General features: G+C 60.2%; 13 protein-coding genes and 1 pseudogene. 2 read left to right on the top strand and 12 right to left on the bottom strand.

Annotation, left to right across the window (positions count from 1 at the left end; all coding sequences use genetic code 11):
- The first annotated feature begins 693 nt into the window (after positions 1-693).
- Positions 694-2670 (top strand): ATP-binding protein, encoded by a 1977-nt coding sequence (locus Q1W40_RS04120; RefSeq protein WP_300709161.1) that lies wholly within the window; start codon positions 694-696, stop codon positions 2668-2670.
- Here the strand turns inward: Q1W40_RS04120 and Q1W40_RS04115 are convergent, their stop codons facing one another.
- Genes Q1W40_RS04115 through Q1W40_RS04090 form a run of 6 tightly spaced genes read right to left on the bottom strand, consistent with a single transcriptional unit; the run spans position 2671 to position 11152 of the window.
- Positions 2671-6474 (bottom strand): translocation/assembly module TamB domain-containing protein, encoded by a 3804-nt coding sequence (locus Q1W40_RS04115; RefSeq protein WP_300709159.1) that lies wholly within the window; start codon positions 6472-6474, stop codon positions 2671-2673.
- Complete coding sequence (locus Q1W40_RS04110) at positions 6474-8255, bottom strand: autotransporter assembly complex family protein (protein ID WP_300709157.1); 1782 nt, start codon at positions 8253-8255, stop codon at positions 6474-6476. Before Q1W40_RS04110 ends, Q1W40_RS04115 begins: the two co-directional genes overlap by 1 nt.
- Positions 8252-9436, bottom strand: a complete 1185-nt coding sequence (locus tag Q1W40_RS04105; RefSeq protein WP_300709155.1) for a VWA domain-containing protein — start codon at positions 9434-9436, stop codon at positions 8252-8254. The genes Q1W40_RS04110 and Q1W40_RS04105 overlap by 4 nt, the downstream gene beginning before the upstream one ends.
- Positions 9437-9459: 23 nt before the next feature.
- Positions 9460-10053: a GNAT family protein gene (locus Q1W40_RS04100; protein ID WP_300709376.1), complete on the bottom strand. Its 594-nt coding sequence runs from the start codon at positions 10051-10053 to the stop codon at positions 9460-9462.
- A 21-nt stretch (positions 10054-10074) separates the two neighbouring features.
- A complete protein-coding gene (locus Q1W40_RS04095) occupies positions 10075-10299 on the bottom strand; it encodes a hypothetical protein (protein ID WP_300709153.1) in 225 nt (74 codons plus the stop codon).
- A gap of 10 nt (positions 10300-10309) precedes the next feature.
- Positions 10310-11152 (bottom strand): MoxR family ATPase, encoded by an 843-nt coding sequence (locus Q1W40_RS04090; protein ID WP_300709151.1) that lies wholly within the window; start codon positions 11150-11152, stop codon positions 10310-10312.
- Between the two features lie 106 nt (positions 11153-11258).
- On the opposite strand from Q1W40_RS04090, the gene Q1W40_RS04085 reads away from it, so the two are divergent.
- Positions 11259-11918 (top strand): c-type cytochrome, encoded by a 660-nt coding sequence (locus Q1W40_RS04085; protein WP_300709149.1) that lies wholly within the window; start codon positions 11259-11261, stop codon positions 11916-11918.
- A gap of 82 nt (positions 11919-12000) precedes the next feature.
- On the opposite strand, the gene Q1W40_RS04080 is transcribed toward Q1W40_RS04085, so the two are convergent.
- The 6 genes and pseudogenes from Q1W40_RS04080 to Q1W40_RS04055 all read right to left on the bottom strand — a co-directional run.
- The gene (locus tag Q1W40_RS04080) at positions 12001-12216 is read right to left on the bottom strand and encodes a DNA gyrase inhibitor YacG (RefSeq protein ID WP_300709147.1); all 216 of its coding nucleotides are present in this window, start codon (positions 12214-12216) and stop codon (positions 12001-12003) included.
- A complete protein-coding gene (gene zapD / locus Q1W40_RS04075; RefSeq protein ID WP_300709145.1) occupies positions 12213-12968 on the bottom strand; it encodes a cell division protein ZapD in 756 nt (251 codons plus the stop codon). Before zapD ends, Q1W40_RS04080 begins: the two co-directional genes overlap by 4 nt.
- 22 nt (positions 12969-12990) lie before the next feature.
- Positions 12991-13608 carry a dephospho-CoA kinase gene (gene coaE, locus Q1W40_RS04070; protein ID WP_300709144.1) on the bottom strand — a complete coding sequence of 206 codons (618 nt, stop codon included), beginning with the start codon at positions 13606-13608 and terminating at the stop codon, positions 12991-12993.
- A gap of 3 nt (positions 13609-13611) precedes the next feature.
- Positions 13612-14448, bottom strand: coding sequence for an A24 family peptidase (locus tag Q1W40_RS04065; protein WP_300709142.1), 837 nt, complete (start codon positions 14446-14448; stop codon positions 13612-13614).
- 1 nt (position 14449) lies between these two features.
- Positions 14450-15646, bottom strand: coding sequence for a type II secretion system F family protein (locus Q1W40_RS04060; RefSeq protein ID WP_300709140.1), 1197 nt, complete (start codon positions 15644-15646; stop codon positions 14450-14452).
- Positions 15643-16833, bottom strand: a pseudogene (locus Q1W40_RS04055) (ATPase, T2SS/T4P/T4SS family); the annotation flags it as partial. The pseudogene Q1W40_RS04055 and the gene Q1W40_RS04060, both read right to left, overlap by 4 nt.
- Between the last annotated feature and the right edge of the window lie 13 nt (positions 16834-16846).

Below are 16846 nucleotides of genomic sequence, written 5' to 3'. Positions count from 1 at the left end.
AGGCGCTGTCTCCACCAATTTGAGTTGGTCTCCTCGACAGGAATCGAACCTGTATCTGAAACTTCGTACCACTATGGCTTTCGCCACCGACTTATCGTTTGTGGTCTGGACTATGCCTTTGCCTTGGGCTGGCGTGCCTTTAGGCAGGGGCCGTCTAGTCTCTACACCTTCCAAGATCGCTCTTGGCTTGGCTCGGCGTTGCCACGGTCGCTAGGACCAGAGGGTTCACCGAATTTGACCCCATTCAGTCACTGCTTTCGCCTGTGACTGCCCATTGAAAGGAGGTTTCCGTTCTATCCATTGAACTACAAGGAGCTTACTTTTTGAATCTTAGCAGGTCGTCATTTTTGTGAGCTTGTAACCCCCATTTGCCCGAGCGCTTGCGCAGCTTGAGTCCAAGATCTCTCGTCTGCAGCTTGATGAGCCTTGGGACAAATTTGGGACACGAAAAGTGGAAAAATATACAGAAAAACAGGGAAAACAAGGGGTAAAAAGTCTTTTAAATCAATAGCTTATGAAAATATTGAAAGATCTATGACCGCTTAGGAGGGGAGAGTTCTATCCATTGAACTACGGTGGCGGTCATTGGATTTTACAGGCCGCTCAGGCAGGGCAGTTTGGGTGCCAGTGAGCACTTGCTGTGGCGTCGCCATGGCGCCTCTCATGCTGTTGATTTGATCGATAATCCCGAAAATGTTGGATTTGATTCAAAACATACTTCGTCGGTTTTTGGCGCCCAGTCAAGACGGCGTGCGGCTGCTTTTCGAGCAGGCGCCGTTTGGTGTGGCCATGGTGGACACCGCAACGGGTGCCGTTGTGTCGGTGAATGACAACTTTGCAAGCTTGGTGGGGCGAACGGCCTCGTCCTTGCATCAAGCACCATGGTCGACATTGGTGCGTCCGGTATGGCAAGCCGGCCAGACCCAGGCCCCCGATTTGTTTGACCAGCCGCCTGCGGCTGAAGGCCAGGTTCATCAGCTGCTGCGCACGGATGATGCCCGGATTTTTGCCGAAATCTCTGTCTTTGCCCGATTGACCGATCGACGAGGCCAGTCGTTGTGTGTGGTGATGGTCAAAGACGTTTCCAAGCAGGTGGCCGCTCAAGCGCAATTGCGTGTCAGTGAAGAGCGGCTTCGCGTGTTGACCGACAGTGCGCTCGATGTGGTGTGGACCATGAGCCCTATGGGCGAGCTGACTTATGTGAGTCCCGCTATTGAGCAGTTGCGCGGCTACACGCCCGAGGAGGCGATGAAACACACCATCGATCAGACCTTGACGCCCGATTCGCAAGTGGTCTCGTTGCAATATTTCGTGGATGTGGCCACCGCCATGCAACAGGGCTTGCCGCCGCCGGAGTTTCGCTCAGAGCTGGAGTATTGGCGCAAGGATGGCACCCGCTTTTGGACCGAGGTGCTGGCCTTTCCTTTGCTGGGCACCGATGGCAGTCTGGTTGAAATCTTGGGGGTGAGCCGGGACATCAGTCAGCGTCGTTTGTACGAGGACAGCTTGCGGCAAGCGCGGCAAAGGGCGGAGCAAGCCAATGCCGCCAAAACGGAATTTTTGGCGCACGTCAGCCACGAGATCCGCACGCCCATGGGGGCCATATTGGCGCTGACGGATTTGGCATTGAATACGCCGTTGGATGATCACCAGCGCGATTTGTTGAGCAAAAGCAAGACGGCGGGCCGCTTGTTGCTGGGCATCATCAATGACATCCTGGACCTCTCAAAATTGGAGCATGGCCAACTGGTGCTGGCGCAGTTGCCTTTTGACTTGCGTGATGTGTTGCAGCAGGTCAGTGACCTGGTTTGCGATGCCTGTGTCAGCAAGGGTTTGCTGTACGAGGTCGAGATCGCGCCAGAGGTGATCACCCACCGTCTGGGCGATGCTCAGCGTCTGGCGCAGGTCTTGTTGAATTTGGTGGGCAATGCCATCAAGTTCACAGCGCAAGGGCATGTGCGTGTGCGCGTTCGTTGTGTCCCCGGTGACGATGATGCGTTGCACCTGGAGGTGCAAGACACGGGCATCGGTCTGGCGCCGGAACTTCAGGACAAGGTTTTTGAGCGCTTTGTACAAGGCGATAACGAGGCCACCCGTGCTCAAGGCGGCACGGGTTTGGGCTTGTCCATTTGTCAGCGGCTGGCCCGGCAAATGGGGGGCGATGTGGGTGTTCAGTCTCAAGTCGGCGTGGGTTCTACTTTTTGGACCATGGTGCGACTGCCGGTGTCTTCTGAGGACAAGGTTCAACCATCGCAATCGCAAGATGCGGTCGCCTCTGACGCAGTGGCCGGTTTGCATGTTTTGTTGGCGGAGGACAACCTGTCCATGCGCGGGATTCTCAAGCAGTTGTTGGAGCTGGCCGGAGCTCAGGTGTCGGTGGCTGAGAACGGTCAGGTGGCGGTGCAAATGGTCAAGGACAGGCACTGCGATCTGGTCCTGATGGACATTCAGATGCCTGTGATGGGAGGGCTGGAGGCTGCGCGCCACATCCGCAAGAACCCCGAGTATCAGGCCTTGCCGATCGTGGCCTTGACGGCGGGCGGCTTCACCGAGGACCGCGAACGTTGCCTGGAAGCTGGGATGAACGACTATTTGATGAAGCCCTTTGAATACAAAGACCTGATCGAGGTGTTGCAGCGCAATGTGCCTGGCTGGCGCGTCAAGGCTTGATCAGTCTTTGCGCACCGTGTAAATCAAATCGAGCGCGTTGTCTTGCCCCGTTTGAGCCCGCAGGGTCAATCGGCGAGAGAGATCGTAGAACACATAGAAGCTGCCAAAGGTGCCTTTGAGGCTGGTTTCGTAGACCAGGTAAAAGTCTTTGGACAGGCGCTTGCCCAGCGTGACGGCAGCACCTGTGGCGGTGGCATCGCTGCGGCTGCCGCTGGCCAGCGAGATTTCGTCCAGACCCAGGGCGCCAGCCATCTCGCCACTCATGGTTTTTCCATTGCTGCTGAACAGGGCCAGGGCCGCTTGTTGCAAGACGGCCGATTCTGCGCCGCCATTGGCGCCTGAGCGGCCCAAAACCAGCCAAGCCAGTTTGTCGGCATCGGGCAACTCTGGGTCGGAGTACAGGCGCACCTTGGGGTTCATGGCGCTGCCACTGATTTGCACCCCCACGCGTTGCGAGAGGTTGGGGCGGATGGCCAGGATGTCCAGCAAGGGGTTGTCGTAGGGGCCGTTGAAGCGCAACAAACCGGTTTCAATGTTCAGGTTTTGTCCATATGCTTTGTAACGACCGCCTTGGGTGCTGACTTCGCCGTTCAATCGAGGAATGCCTTTGGTGCTGGCGTTGCTGAGCAAATTCAGCTGGCCAGTCAGCCGAGTCGTCAGGCCATGACCTTGAACCTGAAAGTCCGGCCCCAGGTCCAGCGTGACTTGCACGTCGGGCGTGCCGATGATGGATGGTCCCTGTGTGGGGGTGTCTGTTGTGACGGCGGCTCTGGCGGACCTGCTGCCGGTCACGACCACGTCGTTGCCCAATGTGGGGGTGCTGTCTTCGGCCAGGATGAACAGGCCTTGATTGGCCTGGATTTGGCCGCGCAATTGCAGCTGACCTTTGTGCATTTGGGCTTTGACCTGGCCGGAAATGGCCAAGCGCCGGTCGGCGCGGTTGCTCACGCGCAGCGCTTTGGCTTGCATGTTCAAGACCATGTTCACTTGGCCCAGTGGTGATGCGTTGGCCGATCCTGCAGGCGATGGCAGCCAGGTCAGATGGCCTTGGGTTTGGAGTTCGCCGCCCTGGGCCCCCGCACCGCGCAGGCTCAATTGCTCCAGGTCCACCTGTTGGCCCTGCACGCGTGCGCGCAATTGGCCTTGGCTGAATTCGATGCCTTGCACAGCCGATCGCACCGCCAGGTTGTCCGCCTGTATATGCCCTTGCCACTGTGGGTCTTGGCGGGTGCCTGTGAGCTCGAGTTGGGCGTCCAGACTGCCCTGCACGCGCCAACCGGGCGGCGCCAGCAATGACCAGGCGCCTACGCGCGGCAGTTGTGCCTTCAGTCCACCCGATATGGGGGCTTGCGCGGGCCAATGCCAGCCCTGTGCGTCATGGCTCAGACGGGTTTGTGCTTGTGCTTGCAGTTGCCCCATTTGCTCGCTGTTCCAGTTCAGTCGCAGTTGCACGTTTTCGTTGTCGATGTCCAGTGCCATGCTCGCTTCGCGCAGCCCGGAGTTGATCCGTTGCCCAGACGCGTTGTCGGCGATGATGCGCAAGTCGCCCCGGCTGCGCTCAAGGCGTGCGCGCAGCTGCAAGCCCTGCGCTTGTTCCAGCCTCAAGTGGCCTTTGAGCACCAGGTCACTTTGGACTTCGGTGCCCAGTCCGACAGGCAGCCAGCCAAGGGGCAGCTCATCGATTCGGGCGGTCAACTGGCTCGCGGGTGTGCTGCGTGCTGCGCTGCTGGTGTGGGCTGCCTGTGTGCGTGTGTGCCATTGCCCGGCATCCCAATGCAGCATGGCCTGGCCTGCGGTGGGCCCCTGAACAGCGATGCGTCCCGCTTGCCATTGGGCCGCCGCGAGATGGTCTGTCGAAGACCATTGCCAGCCGACGGCCTCTTGCAGCTGAGCTTTCCAGGGCGCAGTGCTTTGGGGGGATGACATCTGCGCTGTTGCACTCTGGATTTGGCCATGCCATGAGCCGCCCCACAGCGCAGTGCTGGTGGCGCTGGCCTTTGATTGGATGAGCAGGGATTGACCGGCGCCGTGCCAGCGGGTTTCCATGTCGGCCTGCAGGGCCTGCAAGCGGCCTTGCACAGAGACTTGGCCCTGTTGAAGTTGCCAGCCATCGGTACTCTGGCTTTGTGCGGCCCAGCGTGGCAGCGCCATGCGCAGTTGGACGGTGGTATCCGCTTGACGGTAACCACCTTGCCATTGCGCATTCAATTGCGCAGGCCCGGAGACTTGCCCACCTTGCAGCCGCTCAGCCCAGCCCGGCCAGCGCTTGAGCCAGGCCATGCTGAGCGCTGCATCGCTCATGGCGATGTCGATGTGTCCCTGGCCTTGCTGGGGGGCCAACAAGCCTTTGGCCTGGGCTTTCATGCCGGGCAGTTGCCACTCGACTTGGCCCTGGGCTGAGGATGTTTGGGGTTGGTACGTGAATTGCGCTTGAAGCTTGGCGTCGGCGGCCTGAATTTCAAGCGCTTCGATCTGCCAAAGCGCCGCTTGCCATTGGCCTTGCAGGTGCAGCTTGTCCCAGCGCAGACTCTTTGTGTTTTTGCCCAGCGGGCTTTCGCCGGTCAGCGCTGCCTGGATGGCCACGGTGCGGGCATCTACCGCTTGCGCCTGGATGTGACCGTTCAGTGGGTTGGCCGCCCAAGCGGTATGCATTTGCTCGGGATGAAGTCCCGCGAGGCGAACCTGCCCTGTCCAGCCTGCGCTGGTTTGCACGCCTTCGCCTTGCACGTGCCCGCCTGCCACCTTGGCCTGCAGTTGCGTCACTTGCCACAAGCCATTGGCCTGGCGTTGCAGACGGCTTGTCAGTTGGCTCAGGGGCAGGGCGTTGCGGTCCCAGGGGCCTGGGCTGAGGTTGTTCAGCTGGGCTTGGATTTGCCAGCCTTGACCTTCGGGGGTGATGGACGCTTGGCCCGTCAGGCTCGTTTGCGGGGCACCGGGCCACAGGGCGGCCAGATTCAGGTGCTGTCCCTCGGCTTGGGCTTGTGTGATGGTTTGCGCTTGCCAGGGGCGGATTTGCGCATCCAGCTTCAACTGCATGGTTCGGCTGGGCGAGACGGGTATGAGCGGCTGCAGTTGCGCTTGCAGTACCAGGGCCGCTTGCGGTCCGGCCAGCGTACCGGCCAGTGAGGCTTGTGCCTGCAGCGCCAAGGGCTTGCTGTGGCTCGTGGCGTTGGCCTGAACTTGCCCTTGCACATTGACCTGAAGTGCCATGGGTGATGCCGCTTGCAATTGGGCTTGCAAACTGTAGCGGCCTTGTGCCACCTCGAAGGGCTGCATCTCCAGGCGGTGATCAAGGCCGTCGTAACGGTAGAGGCCTTTCAGCGCCCGCACTTCGAAAGCGGGCGGTCCAAGCCATTGGAGACGGTCTATTTGCCAAGGCAGGTCGACGCGCACAGGCCAGGCCCATGTCGTTGGGGCTTGGGGTTCGCTGGCAGGGGTCTGGTCGTCAATTTTCAGGTGCGCCATGCTCAATTGGCTGACAGGCGCCATGCCGTGCAACAGGCGTGACCAGTCCAGTGTGATGGATGTGTTGTGAGCCTGTATTTGCAGCGCGCCTTGTTGCCACTGCCACAGGCCCAGCTGACCGCCGTGCCGCAGGCTGCCTTCGACCTGCGCGGTCTGCAGGCTTTGTCCGGCGGGCAAGCAATGGCCTGTCAGGCGCAGCACGCTGGCCAATGAGCCTGGTGTGCCGGCCCACCACCACAAAGCGCTCACTGCGGTGACCGCACCAAGCAGCAACAGACCCAGGCGGCGCAATCCAGTGCGGGGCGGTGGGGTGCTTTCGGTGGGCGTCGTTGAGTGCATCAAAAAATGAAACCCACGCTCAGATGGAGACGCAATTTTTGAACGGCTTGGCCGTAAGCCAAATCCACACGCAAAGGACCAATGGGGCTGCGCCAGCGGGCCCCCACGCCGTAGCCGACCACGGCTTGGCGTTGGTGCATGTCATTGGACACTGCGCCCGCATCGACAAACACGGCACTTTCCCAATCGGTCGCTTGCTGGTTCCACCGGATGGGGCGTTGCCATTCCACACTGCCCGTGGCCATGTAACGGCCAGGGGCGATGGCGCCATTGCTTTGCGCCACACCGATGCTGGACGGGGCGTAGCCGCGCACACTGTTGTCACCACCGGCCAAAAACAGCTGGGTGGAAGGCAGGCCAGAGGTGTCACGACTGAGCACGCTGCCCGCTTCAGCGCGCACGGCCAGGCGGCCTGATGTGCGCCCCAGGGGTTGCAGCCAAAGCGCCCGAGCCAGCCACCGTGTGAAGGGCTCACGCTGCGATCCCAAGCTGGTGCCCGAGCCCAGCTCGAGGCTGCCACCCAAGCCCTGGGTCGGGAAAGGCAGGCTGTCAAAGCGCCGCCAGGTCCAGGCGTAGTTGGCGCTGACCGATTCACGCTGACCGAGCAGCGAGCCTGTGCTGCTGGAGGCGTCGTATTGCGCGTAGTACGAGCGATCGGTTCGCTCTTCACGCTGGGTGCGGCCAAAGCGCCAGCGCTGGCTGTTCACGTCGTAGCCTGTGAATTGCTGATGATCCAATTGGGCAGCGCCGTGCCAGCGCCACAGGGCGGCATCGGGCGGCGCCAGCAGGTCCAGGCTCCAGCTTTGCAAAATTTTGTCCACTGAGAGCTTCGTGACGCCGCGCCAGCCCAAGCCGGGCAGACGGTTTTGGGTGTATTCCGCCGTCAGGCGTGGGCCGCTGTCGCTGCGCACGCCCAAGCCCATGACCCATTTTTGCCGCAGTGTTTCTTTCAGTTCCACCTTGACCGGGACAGCGTCCACGGCCCCTTCCGGGTCGAGTGAGACGAACACCGCATCGTAAAAACCGCTGGCCACCAAGCGCTGCTGGGCCATCAACAGATCGTGTTGCTTGTAAACGGCACCGGGCGTCAGATGCGCCAGGCGTTCCACCAGTTCGGTGCTGTAGCGCTCAGCGCCGGTGATGAGCAGCGGTCCGATCGTCACCTGGGGGCCGGAATCGATCGTGATCGACAAACGGACCTGGTTGCTTGGGGCGTCCACATCGGCCAGGCTATGGCTGATCTGCGCTTGCGGGTAGCGTTCGGATTGCACTTGACGCAGCGCCGTGGATTTGGCTTGACTCCACTGGCTTTGACTGAAGTCCTGGCCAGACGGCAAGGCCCAGTAGGCGACCACTTGCTCACGCTGCGCTGCGGCTTCATGGCGTTGGGCAATGTCGCCTTGCCATGCGATCTGGACTTGGCTGATGCGGGCCACAGGACCGACGTCGATGTCCAGTGTCACGCTGCGCCGGTGATTGGCTGAGGCGGCGGCGTCCAGTTGCCACTGCAATTGGGGGTTGAAGTAGCCTTGCGTGGCCAGGAGTTCGCGGGCTTGCGCATCGGCATCGCGCAGCAATTGCGACATTTCCTGGTCATCCAGGTCCGTCAGGCTCTGGTAGCGTGTCAAGGCCAAATGCTGCGACATCCAGGGCGCGATGTCCTTTTGGTTGGACGATATGGTCAGCTCGAACGCCAGGGGTTCGCTCGCATGGGCCGTCACCTGCATGCACCACAGCGTGCATGCCAGCAACAAAGTGGTGAGGCCAGTGCGCCGACTCACTTGCTCAATAAACGCATGGCGTCTTCCAGCCCTTTGAGGGTAAGAGGGAACATGCGTTGGCTCATCAGTTGCTGAATGATGGAGATGCTTTGGCGGTATTGCCACACGCCTTGCGGTTCAGGGTTGATCCAGGCGAACTTGGGGAAGGCGTGCGTCAAGCGCTGCAGCCATTCGGCACCGGCTTCCTCGTTGTTGTATTCCACGCTGCCGCCTTTTTGCAAGATCTCATAGGGGCTCATGGTCGCGTCGCCAATGAAGATCAGCTTGTAGTCCTTGTTGTACTTGCGCAGGATGTCGTAGGTGGCAAATTTCTCGGCGTATCGGCGCTTGTTGTTCTTCCACATGAAGTCGTAGACGCAGTTGTGGAAGTAATAAAAGTCCAGGTGTTTGAACTCGGCCTTGACGGCCGAGAACATTTCTTCCACCCGCGCAATGTGGTCGTCCATGGTGCCGCCCACGTCCATGAGCAGCAGTACCTTGACGTTGTTGTGGCGCTCCGGGCGCATCAGGATGTCCAGGTAACCGGCGTTTGCGGCGGTCTTGCGGATGGTGCCATCCAGGTCCAGTTCGTCGTGCGAGCCTTCGCGGGCAAAGCGGCGCAGGCGGCGCAGCGCCACCTTGATGTTGCGGGTGCCCAGTTCCTGCTGGTCGTCGTAGTCTTTGTAGGCGCGCTGCTCCCAGACCTTGACGGCACTGCGGTTGCCGCCTTTGCCACCAATGCGGATACCTTGCGGGTTGTGACCGCCATTGCCAAAGGGGGAGGTGCCGCCGGTGCCAATCCACTTGTTGCCGCCTTCGTGGCGCTCTTTTTGTTCTTCGAGGCGTTTCTTCAGCGTCTCCATCAACTCGTCCCAGCCCATCTTCTCGATGGCGGCTTTTTGCTCGGGCGTGAGTTCATTTTTCAGAATCTGCTCCAGCCAGTCGAGCGGGATTTCCTTGGTGAAATCGGTCAGCATCTCCACGCCCTTGAAGTAGGCGCCAAAGGCTTTGTCGAACTTGTCAAAGTGCTTTTCGTCCTTGACCAGCACCGTGCGGCTCAGGTGGTAAAAGTCGTCGATGCTGCAAGCATCGGACGCAGGCCCCACCACGTTGGCCTGCAGCGCTTCGAGCAGCGTGAGGAACTCGCGCACCGAGACCGGCACTTTGGCGGCCCGCAGGGTGTAAAAGAAGTCGATCAGCATGGTTCAGGCCCAGATCAAAATGGCTAGCGTTGTTTATTCAGGGAGTGCAGCAACTGCGCCTTGACTTCGGGCCATTCGCCCGAGCGCAGGCTGTACATCACGGTGTCCCGGATGGTGCCGTCGCGGCGCAGGGCGTGACCGCGGATCACCCCGTCTTTCTTGGCACCCAAGCGCTCAATTGCAGCTTGTGATGCGAAGTTGAAATTGTCGGTGCGCCAGCCCACCACATGGCAGCCCAATGTCTCGAAGGCATGGGTCATCAAAAGCAGTTTGCAGGTGGTGTTGACGTGGCTTCGCTGAACGCTTTTCGCATACCAGGTCCATCCGATTTCCACGCGTTGGATGGCGGGCACGATGTCGTGGTAGCTGCTGGTGCCCAGTATCCGCCCACTGGCCGACTCGATCACCACAAAGGGGAAGCGGTTTCCCGCCTCGCGCATGGCCAGCGCTTCTTCGATGTACTGTCGTGTTTTTTCCGGCTCCGGAACCGAGGTCACCCGGATGTTCCAGAGCGCGCCATCGGCAGCGGCTGATCGCAGTCCTGGCTCGTCTTCCAGTGTCATGGGCCGCAGTTCAATGCCACGTGCCGACAGGGTGATGGGGCTCACAAAGGTCATGAAGTCGGCGCTTTCGGTCATTTATTCTGGTGACTGGTCTTTTTGTTTTCGCCAGTATCGCGCCAGGTGCAGACCGCCGCCGCCGCCCAGGCCGACCAGCAGGATGGCGCCGATGCTGGCGTTGTTGTAACCAGCGCTGAAGATGTCCCAGCCCAACAGTTTGCCGATCCAGTAACCGGCCACCGCGCCGCCGACAAAGCCGACAGCGTCGGACAGACCTTCCATGAGCAGTTTTTGTGCTGACATGGCTTGTCTTTCAGCGGTTGCGCTGGTTCATGAAGACCAGTTTTTCAAACAAGGTCACGTCTTGCTCGTTTTTGAGCAGCGCGCCCACCAGCGGCGGCACCGACACCTTCTGGTCGGCGCTTTGCAGGGCTTCGAGCGGGATGTCTTCGGCCACCAAGAGCTTCAGCCAGTCCAGCAGTTCGCTGGTCGAGGGTTTTTTCTTCAGGCCGGGCAGGTTGCGCACGTCATAGAAAGTCTTGAGCGCCAGGGCCAGCAGGTCTTTCTTGAGCGTGGGAAAGTGCACATCCACGATCTGCTTCATGGTCTCGGCTTCGGGGAACTTGATGTAGTGGAAGAAGCAGCGGCGCAAGAAGGCGTCGGGCAGTTCTTTTTCGTTGTTGGACGTGATGAACACCAGTGGGCGGGTCTTGGCTTTGATCAGCTGGCGCGTCTCGTAGCAATAAAACTCCATGCGGTCGATCTCGCGCAGCAAGTCGTTCGGGAATTCGATGTCGGCCTTGTCGATCTCGTCGATCAGGATGGCGACCGGTGTTTCCGAGGTGAACGCTTGCCAGAGCACGCCCTTGACGATGTAGTTCTCGATGTCCTTGACTTTTTCGTCGCCCAGCTGGCTGTCACGCAGACGGCTCACGGCGTCGTATTCGTACAGGCCCTGCTGGGCTTTGGTGGTCGATTTGATGTGCCACTGAAGCAGGGGAAGGCCCAGCGCTTGCGACACTTCCTCGGCCAGCATGGTCTTGCCCGTGCCAGGCTCGCCCTTGACCAGCAGGGGCCGTTTGAGGGTGATGGCGGCATTCACAGCCAGCATCAGGTCTTGCGTGGCGACGTAGTTTTCTGTACCTTGAAATTTCATGGGTGGGACTCTTGTGTGGCAGAAAAGGAAGTTGTCAGGATTATGAGGGTGAGCCCGATATAATCCCGATTTGATTTTTATCAATCATTTGGATTGTCTAAGCAAAATGAACAAGCTGTTGTCCTCGATGTTTGCCCTGGCTGTCGCGTCTGTGACCGCCATCTCCGCCCAAGCTCAAGAAGTGAAGGGCGACGCCAAAGCCGCTGAGCAAAAGATCGCCATGTGCATCGGCTGCCACGGCATCAAAGGCTACCAGGCCAGCTTCCCAGAGGTCTATCGCGTGCCGATGATCTCGGGCCAGAACGCCAAGTACATTGCAGCAGCCCTCAATGCCTACAAAAAAGGCGAGCGCAAGCACCCCACCATGCGTGGCATCGCCGACAGCCTGAGCGATCAGGACATCGCTGATGTGGCCGCTTATTACGAGCAACACGGCAAGACCGATGCTGTGGCCAAAGCCCCAGCCGCACCGGACGCTAAAGTGGCTGCCTTGCTGCAAAAAGGCGCTTGCGTGTCTTGCCATGGCGACAACTTCTCCAAGCCTGTGGACCCCAGCTACCCCAAGATCGCTGGCCAGCACAAAGACTTCCTGTTCGTCGCTTTGAAGTCCTACAAAGTGGAAAACCAGTCCACCTGGGGCCGCAGCAACGGCGTGATGGGTGGCGTGGCCAAGCAGTTCTCCAATGCCGAACTCAAAGCCTTGTCGGCGTATGTGGGTTCTTTGGATGGCGACCTGAAGACCGTTCCCCAGTCCAAATTCCGCTGATCACCAGATTGGCAGACAGCAAAAAGCCCGCGCAAGCGGGCTTTTTGCATTGGGGCCTGCAGAAAAAGCAGGCATCAGCGCTTCATTGCAGTCTCGGGTCGCCGAAATCATCATCCGGTGGGGTGTCTTCGGGCACACGGAATTCTTCGCTGGCCCAGGCGCCCAAGTCCACACCTTTGCAGCGGGCGCTGCAAAACGGGCGGTAAGGGTTGGCGCTGCTGTAAAGGCTCAGGCCTGCGCAGCCGGGGCAGCGGACTTGGCGGGGCTTGATTGGTGTGGGTTGCTGGGCGTCGCTCATGCGCACAAAGACATCTCAAAAGGCACATCTTCTGCGGTGGCCACCAGGCGGCCATCGCTTTGCTGCTGCATCATGCGGATCACCACCAGCAGGCGGTTGCAGCTGATTTCGGGGGTGATGTTCAATGCCGGATCGATTTTCAGGCGCAACAGCTGGAATGTGCGCCCCTGCGGCAAGTTCTGTTGCAACTGACCGGCGGTGGCCATGACTTTTTGGCTGGCCCCTGATTCGCGCAGCATTTTCAAGAGCAACTGGATGGTTTGGGCCAAAGGCACAAACGGGGCGCTCCACAGGCTCAGATCAGCGCTGCGGCTGCTGGCATCGTGGTGTTGCCAGGCGTGGTATGCGGGCAGGTCGAATTCGCAGGTGCCGCCGGGGATGACCACACGGCTGCGCAAAGACATCAGGAAATCGTTGTCGCTCAGGCCCATGCCGATCTTGCCGCTGACTTCGTTGAGCGCTTCAAAGTGCTCGTCAAGCTGGGCGATCAGTCCGTCCAGTGCTTGTTCAGAAATGGCGGGATTGCCCCGGTACCCGTTGTAGAGCTGCTTTTGACGCTCGAGGTCTTTGAGTACGTCCGATTTGAGTTCGGAGCGCGAAGCCACCTCGATGATCTCGAACAAGGTGGTCAGTGCGAAGTGGTGGTCAACCGCTTCGCTGCGGGCCATCAATTGGCCAAAGCGGTTGAACAATTGCTGCAAGCGCAAATAGGTGCGGATGCGTTCGTTGAAGGGGTATTCGTACAGTATCACGCGGCATTTTCCAGTGCCGCAATCATAGCCCGAAGTCAGCGGCCACTTGAGAGATTTGCGCCTCTAATTCAAGCAAGTTCATGCTTTGGTTCACGATCACGATGTCGGCGCAGCTCAGACGCTGCGCGCGACTCGCTTGTTGGGCGATGATCCGGTCGATTTCTTGCGCGGGCAGTCCGTTGCGTGCCATGACGCGTTGCTGCTGGGTGGAGACATCGCAGTCGACCACCATCACCCGGTCGACTTGGCGGCGCCAGCGTTCGCCCGACTCCACCAGCAGTGGCACGTCAAACACCAGACAGCGGTGGCCATGGTCCAAAGCGTTTTGGGTCCGCTCGGCAGTGATTTGGCTGACCAAGGGGTGAATGATGGCTTCAAGCTGGCGTTTGGCCGCGTGGTCCTGGAAGATGCGCTCGCGCATCGCTTGCCGGTCCATGGCACCATCGGCCCCCACCATGTGGGCGCCAAAGGTTGCGGCAATCGCAGCGATGGCCTGTCCGCCGGGTGCTGTAACGCTGCGAGAGATCGCGTCCGCATCGATCACGGCAGCACCTCGTGCCGCCAGCATGCCCGCCACGGTGCTTTTGCCACTGCCGATGCCACCGGTCAGGCCGAGGCGCCAAATGCGTTTTGAGTTCATGTTTTAAAGGTGCAAGCCAGGCAAGGGGCCCCAAGCCATGACCCACAAACCGGCCAAAGCCAAAAAAGGTCCAAACGGAATATAGCCGTCTTCGCTCAGCCGATGACGTGCACGCAAGACCAGTCCCCCTGTCAGTCCCGTGAGCGAGGCGATCAGCACCAGTGAGACCAGCGCAGGCCAGCCCAGCCAGGCACCCAGGGCGGCCAGCAGTTTGAAGTCGCCCTGGCCCATGCCCTCCTTGCCGGTCAGCAGTTTGAACAGCCAGTACACCGTCCATAAAAACAGATAGCCTGCGACCGCGCCCCACAACGCATCGCTCAAGGTCTGTCCGCTGAGGTGCCCGCTGGCGGCCAGCAAGCCGGCCCACACCAAGGGTTGTGTGATGGCATCGGGCAGCAAGTGGGTGTCGGCATCAATGGCCGCCAAAGCCACCAAGGCCGAGGCAAAGCCAGCCCACGCCAAGGCACTGGCGCTCACCCCATGCGTGGCCACACTCCACACGAACAGGGCGCAGGTCAACAACTCGATGGCGGGGTAGCGCCAACTGATGACGCCCCGACACTGCCTGCAGTGCCCGCGCAGCCAAAGGTAGCTGAGGACGGGGATGTTGTCTGACCAGCGCAAGGCGGTGTGGCAATGGGGGCAGTGAGACCCTGGCCAAGACAGGTTGTAGCTTGGGCGTCGGTCTTCGGTTTCTGGTTGGCTTTCGTGCGCCAGTGCTTCAGCGGCCCATTGGGCTTGCAGCATGCGGGGCAGGCGGTGGATCACCACGTTCAAGAAGCTGCCGACGGCCAGCCCCAGCAGGCCGATCGGCAACCATGTCAACAGTTCGAAGGGCATATCAAAACACCTGGCCAAGCCGAAAAATGGGCAAATACATGGCGACCAGAATACCGCCAATCAGACCACCCAGCACCACAATGATGAGTGGCTCCAGCAAGCTCGTCAGCGCGTTGATGCGGTCGTCCAGTTCGGTTTCCATCAGGTTGCCGGCCCTGGCCAATAATTTGTCCATTGATCCCGTCTCTTCTCCGGTGTTGCACAACTGCACGATCATGGGTGGAAAACGGCTGCTTTGGGCCATGGCCTCGCTCAGGCTGCTGCCTTGGGCCACTTGCCGCTGCAGTTGTTCGGTGGTGCGTGCAAAAACAGGATGATCGCACGCTTGTGCCACAGGCCCCAAAGCTTCGGTTAAAGGCACGCCAGCGGCCAGCAGTGCCGACAGGGTTTGTGTCCAGCGAGCCACCACGGCACTTTGGATCAAGGCGCCCAGCAAGGGTGCCTTGAGCAAGCTGCGGCTGAGCCAGCGCTGCGCTGCAGACTGACCGGGGGATGGTTTTTGCCACAGTCCAATCCCCAGTGCTGTGAGCAGCAAGGCCGCAGGCCCTGAGGCACTCAAACCCTTGCTGAGTGCGACCACCCATTGCGTGGCCAAAGGCAGTTCGGCGCCAAAGCTTTTGAACACATCTTGAAACACCGGCACCACGAACACCAAAATCATCACCAGCACGGCCGAGGCGATCACCATCACGGCCAAGGGGTAAGTCAAGGCCGAACGCACCCGAGAGCGCAGGGCCTCGTTCTTTTCGAGCGTGCTGGCCAGGCGCTCCATCAAGGTGTCCAGAATGCCGGCAGACTCGCCCGCTTGCACCATGCTGATGTACAGCCCGCTAAAGTGGTTTGGGTGTTGCGCCAAAGCGGCGTGCAGTGACTGGCCTGCGGCCACGTCGTTTTGCACCGCTTGGACCACCTCGGTCAGCGCAGCCGATGGCAGGCTGCGCGAGAGCATGTGCAGGGATTGCAGCAAAGGCACACCTGCTTTGAGCAAGGCGGCCAGTTGGCGGGTCATTTGTGCCACATCGCGTGTGCGCACGCGGGAAGCCGTGTTCCACCAAAGGCGCTGCAGTTGTATCTCTTGCCAGCCTTGTCGACGCAACAGGGCTTGCGCCAGTGCAGCGTTGGCCGCCTGGATCTTGCCTTGCGCTGCCCGGCCCGCGTCGTCATGGGCTTTCCACAAAAATGTCACGGGCGTTTTCATGGCGCATCCCGGATGTCATCTGGCGTGGCTGCCAGCACCTCATCCAGCGAGGTGATGCCTTGCAAGACTTTGCGCAGACCTGCTTGGCGAAGACTGGCCACGCCTTCGCGCTGTGCTTGCAGGGCCAAGGCCGGCGTGCCAGCCTCGCAGAGGACCAGTGCTTGCATGGCGGCGCTCATGGGCATGACCTGAAAAATGCCGATCCGTCCCGCAAAACCTTTGTGGCAACGTGCGCACCCTTGGGGTGCGCACGCCTCGAGGGTGTCCGTGTTCAACAGTTTGTCTGGCAAACCGGCCTGCCGCAGTGCATCGGCCGGCAGTTTGATGGCTTGTTTGCAATGCGGGCACAGTCGGCGCACCAAGCGCTGAGCGGTGATCAGCGTCACGCTGGCGGCGATGTTGTAGGTGGCCGTGCCCATGTTGCGCAGCCGCACCAAGGTGCTGGGCGCATCGTTGGTGTGCAAAGTGGACAGCACCAAGTGGCCGGTTTGGGCGGCCTGCACGGCGATGTTGGCGGTTTCCAGATCGCGGATTTCACCCACCATCAGGATATCGGGGTCTTGTCGCAAGAACGCCCGCAGCGCCACCGCAAACGTCAGCCCTGGCTTGTCCTGCACATTGACCTGGTTGACGCCTTGCAGCTGGATTTCGCAGGGGTCTTCCACGGTTGCAATGTTGACCTCTGCGGTGTTGAGCAGGTTCAGGCAGGCATACAAGGACTGGGTTTTGCCCGAGCCTGTCGGACCGGTGACCAGCACCATGCCGTGGGGCATACGGACTGCATCCATCAGTCGGTTCAAGTCCTCTGGTTCGTAGCCCAGTTGCCTCAAATCCAGCTGGACTTGCTGTGAATCCAGCACACGAATCACCAGCTTCTCGCCAAACAAGGTGGGCAGCGTGCTGACACGCAGATCGATCTCCCGCCCGCTGGGCAGCAGCAGTTTCATGCGCCCGTCTTGGGGCAATCTTTTTTCAGCGATGTCCAGGCGTGACAACACCTTGATCCGTGAGGCCAGTCTGTCCTTGAGGGCCATCGGGGGCGTGGCCATTTCGCGCAATTGACCATCCACCCGCATGCGCACGCGGTAGTGGTGTTCGTAAGGCTCGAAGTGCAAATCTGAGGCCTGAATCGCCACCGCCTGCTCCAGCAACTGCTGTACGTACTGGACCACAGGCGCGTCTTCGCTTTGGCCATTGCCC

The sequence above is a fragment of the Limnohabitans sp. genome, from assembly GCF_030158565.1.
In the GTDB taxonomy this organism is placed as follows: domain Bacteria; phylum Pseudomonadota; class Gammaproteobacteria; order Burkholderiales; family Burkholderiaceae_C; genus Limnohabitans_A.
The sequence above is the reverse complement of the archived record's forward strand: the minus strand, read 5'-3'. Positions and strand labels throughout refer to the sequence as shown.

What these genes read in the sequence shown, in the direction of transcription:
- Q1W40_RS04065 (WP_300709142.1), bottom strand. Translation starts at nt 14,448, where the DNA reads ATGCCCTTCGAACTGTTGACATGGTTGCCGATCGGCCTGCTGGGGCTG.
- Q1W40_RS04085 (WP_300709149.1), top strand. Translation starts at nt 11,259, where the DNA reads ATGAACAAGCTGTTGTCCTCGATGTTTGCCCTGGCTGTCGCGTCTGTG.
- Q1W40_RS04115 (WP_300709159.1), bottom strand. Translation starts at nt 6,474, where the DNA reads ATGCACTCAACGACGCCCACCGAAAGCACCCCACCGCCCCGCACTGGA.
- Q1W40_RS04080 (WP_300709147.1), bottom strand. Translation starts at nt 12,216, where the DNA reads ATGAGCGACGCCCAGCAACCCACACCAATCAAGCCCCGCCAAGTCCGC.
- Q1W40_RS04120 (WP_300709161.1), top strand. Translation starts at nt 694, where the DNA reads ATGTTGGATTTGATTCAAAACATACTTCGTCGGTTTTTGGCGCCCAGT.
- coaE (WP_300709144.1), bottom strand. Translation starts at nt 13,608, where the DNA reads ATGAACTCAAAACGCATTTGGCGCCTCGGCCTGACCGGTGGCATCGGC.
- Q1W40_RS04100 (WP_300709376.1), bottom strand. Translation starts at nt 10,053, where the DNA reads ATGACCTTTGTGAGCCCCATCACCCTGTCGGCACGTGGCATTGAACTG.
- Q1W40_RS04060 (WP_300709140.1), bottom strand. Translation starts at nt 15,646, where the DNA reads ATGAAAACGCCCGTGACATTTTTGTGGAAAGCCCATGACGACGCGGGC.
- Q1W40_RS04090 (WP_300709151.1), bottom strand. Translation starts at nt 11,152, where the DNA reads ATGAAATTTCAAGGTACAGAAAACTACGTCGCCACGCAAGACCTGATG.
- Q1W40_RS04095 (WP_300709153.1), bottom strand. Translation starts at nt 10,299, where the DNA reads ATGTCAGCACAAAAACTGCTCATGGAAGGTCTGTCCGACGCTGTCGGC.
- Q1W40_RS04105 (WP_300709155.1), bottom strand. Translation starts at nt 9,436, where the DNA reads ATGCTGATCGACTTCTTTTACACCCTGCGGGCCGCCAAAGTGCCGGTC.